This window comes from Streptomyces fuscigenes, from assembly GCF_021556455.1.
Classification (GTDB): Bacteria; Actinomycetota; Actinomycetes; order Streptomycetales; family Streptomycetaceae; genus Streptomyces; species Streptomyces fuscigenes.
Map to the genome: position 1 here is coordinate 1 of NZ_JAKGCV010000367.1, position 5,658 is coordinate 5,658.

Below are 5,658 nucleotides of genomic sequence, written 5' to 3' on the forward strand. Positions count from 1 at the left end.
CGTGTTCGGGGCGCAGTCCCACGCCCACGAGGTGGGCCGGGGCGGCGGTGAGCGCGGGGAAGCGGTCGAGGACGGCGGTGAGTGCCGGCGGCGGGCCGCCGCGCCTGCCCGCGAGGGCCGGGCCGATGAAGGCGCGGTGCATCATGCGCTGCAGGGACTGCGCCGCCGCGACCGGCGCGAGGCGCCGCGCCCGGACACGCGCCAGTTCCTCGCCCGGGACCCGGCCGCGCCGCAGGGGGCGGGCGAGAAGGGCTGCGGCCGCCACCGCGTCCTGGACGGCGAGATTGATGCCCACGCCGCCGACCGGCGACATCGCGTGCGCCGCGTCTCCGATGCAGAGCAGGCCCTCGGTGTGCCAGCGGCGCAGCCGGTCCATGCGCACGTCGAGGTGGGCGACCTCGTCCATCGACTCCAGCGCCCCGACCCGGTCGGCCAGCCGCGGGTAGAGCAGCGCGATGTCCCGCCGGAAGGCGGCCAGGCCCCGCCGCCGAAGGTCCACGCCCTTGGGCGCGAGAGCCGCGATCTGGTGGTAGCCGACACGCGGGATCGCCACGGCGAAGCGGCCCGGGGCCACACTGGGGGCGAGGGTGCCCTCCGTCTCCCCATCGGCGCGCGGCAGCCGGAACCACCACGCGTCGAAGGGGACGGGGAAGGACGTGGAGCGCAGCCCCGCCGCCCGCCGCACCGTGGAGTGCCGCCCGTCCGCCGCCACCACCAGCCCGGCGCGCAGGGTGGCCTCGCGGCCGTCGGGGCCGCGGTGGACCACCCCGGCGACCCGGCCGTTCTCGCGGACGAGGCCGGTCACCTCGTGCCGGGTCGCGAGGCGGAAGGACGGCTCCCTCGACGCCGCCTCGGCCAGCAGGTCGAGCAGGTCCCACTGGGGGGCCAGGGCGATGTACGGATGGGCGACGCGCAGCCGCGACAGGTCGGCGACGGTCGTGGTCCGGCCGCCCGGGGCCGGCAGCTCGACGCGCTCGACCCGGCTGTGCGGCAGCTCCTCGAACCAGCCGCCCAGGCCCAGTTCGTCGAGGAGCGTGAGCGTCGACGGATGGACCGTGTCGCCGCGGAAGTCGCGCAGGAAGTCGGCGTGCTTCTCCAGGACGGTGACGTCCACTCCCGCGCGCGCGAGCAGCAGCCCCAGCACCATCCCCGCCGGACCGCCGCCGACGACGACGCACCGCGTGCTCCCGGTCATGTGGACCGCCCCCGATCGCCGATCGACCGGCTTGTCCACCGGTCGATCATTTATTCATCATCTGTTGAATAATAAGAGCATCACGCCTTGTCGACGGGCTGTCAAGGCGGGCCCGCGGCGCCGCGGGAGGGCGGACGCAGAGGCGGAAGGTCACAGTCCGCCCAAGGGTGCGTCTCCTCCTCCCCAAGAGTCGTCACCCGGCAGCCGCGTGGGAGGCGCCGCGTGGCATCGTTCGAAGTTCTGTGCGCGAGTTCTGTGCGCGAGCGACGAGGGGAGCCGGCATGCAGAGCGGCAGGATGCGCGTCTCGTTCACCACGCTGCAGGACGCCCGGACCGAGCTGGACGGCATCGCCACCGACCTCGACCGCCATCTGAAGGACCTGGACCGGGTCGTGAAGGGCCTCGCCGAGAAGTGGAAGGGCGAGACGCGCGGCGCGTTCGAGGACACCTACGGTGACTGGCAGAAGCAGTCCGCCGAACTGCACGTGGCGCTCAGGGCGTTGCACGCGCTGGTCGGCACCGCGCACGGCAACTATGCGGCCGCCAAGCAGGCCAACCAGGCGATGTGGAACGGGCGGTAGCAGCAGTGCCGCCACCTGGCGGGGGCCAGGACATCGATCTGTACCCGGGCGATCTCGACTCCGTCGCCGGCAAGTTCGCGGCGGGGCAGACGCGGCTGGACACCATCGCCTCCACGTTGAACGCCGCCCTGCGGGACGCCGGGGGCATGGCCGGCAACGACGAGTACGGGCAGAAGTTCGGCCACGCCTACGATCCCGCCGCCACCTCGCTGTTCACGGCGCTGTCCGCCGCGGTCCGCGCGATCGGCCAGTCCTCGGAGGCGCTGGTGGCGACGGCGAACAACTACCTGCGGGCCGATCACCACTCCAGGCCGGGCAAGGGCAAGGGCGCGCCGAAACTGTACGGGCCGCCGGCCGTTGTCACGGACGTCATGTATCCGGACCCGACGTCCGCGATCGGCTCGGGTCACTCGTCGGTGCCGTCGGTGATAGCGAAGTACTGGCCCAACGGCCATCAGGACCGCCTGCGCGACGCGGCGAGTGCCTACCGCAGCGCCTCGCAGGCGCTCGGGGCTCTCGGCGGCAGCCTGCACGGGCAGGTCCAATCGCTCACCGACAACAACTCCGACGACTCCGTGCACGCCATGGCCGCATTTTGGGCGAAGGTCTGGCAGGACGGCGGCGGTATGTCGAAGGCGCCTCTGTCTGCCGCGCATCACGCCTGTGATCAATTGGCAAAGGCATGTGACGCGTTCGCCCACGCCATCGACGAGGCGCACAGCAGTACCGAGCACAAGCTCGCGGGCGCGGGGATCCTCGTGGGCGTCACCACCGTGATCGGTGTGCTGTTGACCCCGATCACCCTCGGTGGTTCCGACGCCGGTGCGGGCGCCCTGGATGCGGCAGAGGCGGGCGCGATCCTCGGCGGCGTCGAGGTGGCGGCAGAGGAGGCCGTGGCGGACATCGGCGCGAGTGTCATCGCGGACGTCGGCGCCGACCTCGACGCCGCGGCCGCGGCCGTCCCGGAGATCGAGACCGTCGACGCGGCGGCGACCGAGGTTGACGAGACGCTCGAGGAGGAGCTGGCGGAGACCGCGGGACGCGACGGGGACACCTTCAAGTGGGAGCCGGAGGACGACGACCTCTCACCGGGCCGCAAGGCGCAACTGCGCGGCGACGCCTACGAGAAGTACGTCCAGGAACGGGTCGGCGGCAAGGAGCCCTTCAGCCACGGGGGCCGGCAGTTCGACGGCGCCTACGAGGGCGAGGGCGGCGAGGAGACGTGGTACGAGGCGAAGTCGGGCAAGTACTGGGACACCGTGAACGACGATCCCTCGAAACTCGCCAACTTCAAGTCGAAGCTGGGTGACGCACGACGCATCGCGACCGAGAACGGCAAATCCTTCGAGGTTGTGTCGGAGAATCCGATCCCTGAAAATATCAAGGCGTGGCTCCTGAAAAAGGGCTACACGTGGCGAATCGTTCCCTAGCGGCAGGTGCGTACTGTGTCCAGGACGGCAGACATCGACTTCACCTTCGTACGCCCGGTGACCCTGGGATCCGTGGTCCGGGCGATCGAGCCGTCCGGATGGTCGGCCGAGGAGCCGCTCGGTGTCTCGTACCTGATCGACGAGGACGACGACTTCGACTGGGAGCGTGCCGAGCCCGCGGAGGCCCGGTCGGTCCTCGCCCGGCTCGACGCCGCCGATTCCGGCGCGACGCATGTCGGGGTCTCCCTCTTCTCCCGGGAGGCCGGAACCGGCGGTCTGATGCTGTTCTTCCCCGGGCGGACGATGGCCACCTTCACACCGTCGATCAACCGCAGGCCGCTGGTCGACGGATCCTCACTCACCGATGTCGCCTGGTACGTGGGCCAACTGGCCGGGCCGCTCGTGGAGCTGGGCCTGAGCGGGTACACGGCCCGCGACCTGGAGGAGTGAACACGTCGGTGGCGCCGGGCGTCGAACGGGGGGTCCGGTGAGCTGTTTCTTCACGGCCGGCGAGAGCGCGGTGTGGAACCCCTCCACGGCGAGCGGGCGCCTCTTCGCCGGATGTACACGGGCGGCCGAGGAGTTCTGCGGGGTGCCGTCCGGGATTCCCCCCTTCGTGGACGACGAGTGCGCCCTCGACGCCGAACTTCTGCGGACGTTCCAGGGTCGGCTGGCCCGGCTCGCCGGCGGCTCCGTGCACGCCGTCGTCCACGCGTTGACCGACGAGCTCCTGGTGATCTGCGCCGTCCTGGTCGAGCGCGCGGGAGGCGTCCCCACCGCACCCGCCGGAGTGGAGCCCTCCGCGTGGCGGACACGGCTGGACACGATGTCCGCGGCCATGCCGGTGTGACGCTCACGCGCCGACCGCGGTCCCCGAACCGTACGGGCGCCGCCCGCCCACCCACCCGTCAGCCCAGCCGGGACGGCAGCCGGCGCCGGCACAGGGCATACGCGATCAGCGCGGCGCCCGCGAGGCCGAGGGCGATCTCCAGGTCGCGCGGATGCTGTTGGGTGAGGGCGACGACGACGCCCGCGATCGCGAGCAGCGGCGGCAGCGGCCACAGGGGCATGCGGAAGGCGCGGGGGAGCGAGCGGTCGCGCACGCGGCACACCAGCGCGGAGACCGCGACCAGCAGGTAGACGGTGACGATCACCACGCCGGTGAAGGTGATCAGGTCCCCGAGCGAACTGAACACGCACAGAAGGCCGTTGCCGACGAACAGGAACGCGACGGCCCGCACCGGCACCCGCGAGCCGGCCGACACCGCCGAAGAAGCGGGCGAGCGGCCCCGGCAGCATGCCGTCGCGGGCGGCCGCGTAGTACACCCGCGCGTAGCCGAGGTTGGCCGCGAGCCCGGTGTCGAACATCGCGACGACCACGCCGGACAGCAGGATCGTGGCCCCGGTCGGCCCCATCACCTGATGGGCGATCAGCGACAGGGGGGAGTCGTCCGCCGCGGTCGCGCCCAGGTCGCTCACCGCGTACGTCGCGGCGATCACGGCCGTCACCTCGACCACCACGGCCACCAGCGCGCCCACGACCACCGCACGCGGCAGCGCGCGCCGGGAGCCGCGTGACTCCTCCGCGAAGTAGAGCGGCCAGTCGTACCCGTTGAACGCGAACAGCGCCGGGACCACGGCGGCCAGCAGGCCCGCCGCGCCGACCCCGGTGAGCGCGCCGGACCCCGCGGCGGCGGGGACGGACGGGGCGGTGAACGGGGCGTTCGCGCCCGACGCGTGGGCGAACGCGAAACCGGTGAACACCAGGACCACCGCGAGCTCCAGGACGAGCATCGCGCCCGCGACCCAGCTCGCCGGCGCGATGCGCCCGAGTGACAGCGCGGTCACCAGCACCATCATGCCGAGCGCCGTCCAGCCCACGGGCAGGCCGCCGGGCACCAGGGACGACAGGTACGTGGCCGACGACACGAGGATGGACGCGGTCGACACCAGCCCGAGAAGCAGGAAAAGCACCCCTGCCACACCGCCGGACACGGGGCCGAGCGCCCGCCGCACGATGGTGTACGCGCCGCCGGCCGACGGGAACACCGAGCCCGTCTCCGCGTAGCACAGCGACATGGCGAGGGCGATCACACCGCCGATGACGAACGCCCACACCACGCCGGTGCCGGCCGAGCCGAGGCCGGAGCCGTAGACGAGGAAGACGGACGTGGTGGGGGAGATCGCGGAGATGGCGATGGCCAGCACGTTCCACGGCCGCAGCGCCGCGGCCCGCAGCCCGCGGGGCGCCGGGGCCCCGCCGTCCTCCCGGTCCTGACCCGGGTCCGCCGTGTCGAGTGCCATGTGGGGGCCTCCTCCGCTCGGGGCGCCCCGACGTGGGGGAGGGCGCCGCTGGGGAGCCGGGCGGCGTGGGGGAGGGCGCCGCCACGGGCTGTGGCGGCGACCGTACCGCAGGGCCCCGGCACGGCACAGTGCGCCGCGGCGCGGGGCT

At 72.8% G+C, this 5,658-nt stretch carries 6 protein-coding genes and 1 pseudogene; 4 read left to right on the forward strand and 3 right to left on the reverse strand.

Annotated elements, in window-relative coordinates; all coding sequences use genetic code 11:
- Positions 1 to 1,195: FAD-dependent oxidoreductase (locus L1885_RS22495; protein WP_235798988.1), on the reverse strand; the 1,195-nt coding region annotated here is incomplete at its 3' end.
- A 281-nt stretch (positions 1,196 to 1,476) separates the two neighbouring features.
- On the opposite strand from L1885_RS22495, the gene L1885_RS22500 reads away from it, so the two are divergent.
- Genes L1885_RS22500 through L1885_RS22515 form a run of 4 tightly spaced genes read left to right on the forward strand, consistent with a single transcriptional unit; the run spans position 1,477 to position 4,056 of the window.
- A complete protein-coding gene (locus L1885_RS22500; RefSeq protein WP_235798989.1) occupies positions 1,477 to 1,776 on the forward strand; it encodes a WXG100 family type VII secretion target in 300 nt (99 codons plus the stop codon).
- A 5-nt stretch (positions 1,777 to 1,781) separates the two neighbouring features.
- On the forward strand, positions 1,782 to 3,206 hold the full coding sequence (locus L1885_RS22505; protein ID WP_235798990.1) for a WXG100-like domain-containing protein: 1,425 nt from the start codon (positions 1,782 to 1,784) through the stop codon (positions 3,204 to 3,206).
- A 15-nt stretch (positions 3,207 to 3,221) separates the two neighbouring features.
- Positions 3,222 to 3,656 (forward strand): hypothetical protein, encoded by a 435-nt coding sequence (locus L1885_RS22510; RefSeq protein WP_235798991.1) that lies wholly within the window; start codon positions 3,222 to 3,224, stop codon positions 3,654 to 3,656.
- A gap of 37 nt (positions 3,657 to 3,693) precedes the next feature.
- Positions 3,694 to 4,056, forward strand: coding sequence for a DUF6086 family protein (locus L1885_RS22515; RefSeq protein ID WP_235798992.1), 363 nt, complete (start codon positions 3,694 to 3,696; stop codon positions 4,054 to 4,056).
- A gap of 58 nt (positions 4,057 to 4,114) precedes the next feature.
- Here the strand turns inward: L1885_RS22515 and L1885_RS22520 are convergent, their stop codons facing one another.
- Entirely contained in the window at positions 4,115 to 4,471 is a 357-nt protein-coding gene (locus L1885_RS22520; RefSeq protein ID WP_235798993.1) for an APC family permease, read from the reverse strand.
- Between the two features lie 49 nt (positions 4,472 to 4,520).
- A pseudogene (locus tag L1885_RS22525) lies at positions 4,521 to 5,510 on the reverse strand (APC family permease); the annotation flags it as partial.
- Positions 5,511 to 5,658: the final 148 nt, after the last annotated feature.